The sequence below is a fragment of the Falsiroseomonas oleicola genome (genome assembly GCF_019029495.1).
Classification (GTDB): Bacteria; Pseudomonadota; Alphaproteobacteria; order Acetobacterales; family Acetobacteraceae; genus Falsiroseomonas; species Falsiroseomonas oleicola.
Genome location: NZ_JAERQM010000018.1, coordinates 1 through 2,343, shown reverse-complemented (window position 1 = coordinate 2,343; position 2,343 = coordinate 1). Strand labels below are relative to the sequence as shown.

The window sequence follows — 2,343 nt, the reverse complement described above, 5'->3', positions numbered from 1 at the left end:
GGTAGTGGGTCAGTTTGACCGGCCCTGAATATATTCCGCTCAGGCAAGGCGTGCGTCGCGGCGGGCCGGGTGGCATACTGAGCACATGGCAGAGAAGCGCATCCCCCGCCCCCGCGACCCCATCGCCCTGGCGAAGCTCATAGGCGACATCGCGACCGGCGAGGTCGTGGACAAGGTTGATGATGGGAAGGACCCGGCTGCCGCCGAGATGGGCCGTAAGGGCGCAGCGGCCCGCTCGGCCGGAATGACGGCCGAGCGGCGGGCGGAGATAGCTAAGAAGGCTGCCGCCAAGCGGTGGGGAACCCCTTAGTCCTTTGGTTTGGGAAGATAGAATACTCCTTGCCCCACGGGCAAGCTTAGCTGCTTGTCTTTGAAGCTAGGGTAATACTCATCCAATTTTTCCTTGAACTCATCCCAGGTCTTGGATTGCCTCATAAGGAGCTTAACTCCTTCTAGGAGGGCCTTGAGGCTTGGCTTTCCTTCTTCTGGGGTCAAATACCAGCCGATTTTTTCGGTGGGCTTCCCTCTGGCATTTCTTTTTACTTTTGAATGCAGTTCGGCAGTCACCCCCGGTGCTAGTCGATCATATATGTCGTTGGTCCAGTGCCCAATGACCCCAGGGCGCGCGGTGGTTTCCGGGTTAAACGGCCAGCCATTCAGTCTAAATATATGGCGATAAAAATCCAGATCGAACATGCGCACCCATTTTTGGGCATCTTTTTGAACGTATCGTTGAATGATCTCATCTATGGCTTTTCTTTTTCGAATGTCTTCAAAGCCGGTGGCGCGATCCACAAGGTCATCGATCGCGTAGTTGGTAAGCGCCTTCAAGAAATCGCGGCACGCCTTTCCAATGTGGGTTTGGCTTGGCAGAAGCTTCTGTGCGACCAGCGCGTCTTGGTAGACCCAGCACACCGCAGGCAGCAGTGACGCTCTGTACCCGAAGGCGCGCCCCTGGTAGCCCGGCCCCCGAAGCGGCACAAACTCTATCGGACTTGTCGACGCAATTAAGTCGTTGGATATAAACGGTTTTAGGTTGCCGGCGCGCAAAAAAGCGGGCATCCCGTCGACCGTAGCTCCTTCGCCGCCTTTGGCTTTTCCCGCTCGGCCGATGGCTCCTAGAAAGCCTTCTTGGGTAAGCACCCGCGTGTTGCTGCCATCGTCCAGGACAGCGCAGGGGATTTTGATATCTCCGATGATGATTGCGCCTTCCGCAATTGCTTTGTGCATCCCGTGCTTCGCCATGGCCGCTCTACGAGCGATGGCGCTCCGGTCTTCGGGAGAGAGCGCTTTCGCCCGAGCCCTGCCTCCCGCCGACTTCTTCGGGTCTGGTGCCGCTTCCTGATCTGACATGCCAACCTCTTGCTTGCATCGCCACGACGCAAGCATACTGCTTGCACGAATTACGGTGCAAGCAGAACCTGATCTGCGGGATCATGCTTGACGCCAAGCATAAAGGGTCATATCATGCCCGGCATGAACAAGCTCTCCCGCGAAGCCCGCGCCCAAATCCTCGGCATGATGGTCGAAGGCATGGCCTTGCGGGCCATCGCGCGCATGACGGGCGCCAGCAAGAACACCATCGCGAAGCTGCTGGCCGATGCGGGCGAGGCGTTCAGTGACTACCAGGACCGCACCATGCGCGGCTTGACCTGCAAGCGGGTCCAGGTCGATGAAATCTGGTCCTTCGTCTATGCCAAGCAGAAGAACGTCGCGGGCGCCAAGGCTGCCCCTGAGGGCGCTGGCGACATCTGGACGTGGACGGCCATCGACGCCGACACGAAGCTGATCCCGAGCTGGTATGTCGGCGCCCGCGACGGCGCTGCCGCGCAGCACTTCATCGGCGACCTGGCCCTGCGGCTGGCCAACCGGGTGCAACTGACCAGCGACGGCCACAAGCCCTATCTTGAGGCGGTGGAACAGTCATTCGGCGCCGATATCGACTACGCCATGCTGGTGAAAATCTATGGCGAGCCGAGCGGCGCAACCGGGCGCTACAGCCCCGGCGAATGCGTTGGCGCCGAACAGCGCCGCGTGGAAGGCCGCCCCGATCCGAAGCACGTCTCGACCAGCTTCGTGGAGCGGTCCAACCTCTCCATGCGGATGGGGATGCGCCGCTTCACCCGCCTGACCAACGCGTTCAGCAAGAAGGCGGAGAACCACTCTCACGCCCTGGCCATCTACTTCATGCACTACAACTTCGTTCGCATTCACCAGACCCTGCGCTGCACGCCCGCGATGGCGGCCGGCGTGAGCGCCAAGCTTTGGGAACTGGCCGATATGGTGGTGGTTTTGGAGGAATGGGAAAAGAGTCAGGGTCAGAAATCAAACTGACCCACTACC

General features: G+C 59.7%; 3 protein-coding genes. 2 read left to right on the top strand and 1 reads right to left on the bottom strand.

Annotated elements, in window-relative coordinates:
• The first annotated feature begins 85 nt into the window (after nt 1-85).
• Nucleotides 86-310, top strand: a complete 225-nt coding sequence (locus JJQ90_RS26690; protein WP_216879294.1) for a hypothetical protein — start codon at nt 86-88, stop codon at nt 308-310.
• Here JJQ90_RS26690 and JJQ90_RS26685 read toward each other — a convergent pair.
• Complete coding sequence (locus JJQ90_RS26685) at nt 307-1,353, bottom strand: P63C domain-containing protein (protein ID WP_216879293.1); 1,047 nt, start codon at nt 1,351-1,353, stop codon at nt 307-309. The genes JJQ90_RS26690 and JJQ90_RS26685 overlap by 4 nt on opposite strands.
• Before the next feature lie 123 nt (nt 1,354-1,476).
• Between JJQ90_RS26685 and JJQ90_RS26680 the strand changes: the two genes are divergently transcribed.
• A complete protein-coding gene (locus JJQ90_RS26680; RefSeq protein WP_216879295.1) occupies nt 1,477-2,334 on the top strand; it encodes an IS1 family transposase in 858 nt (285 codons plus the stop codon).
• Nucleotides 2,335-2,343: the final 9 nt, after the last annotated feature.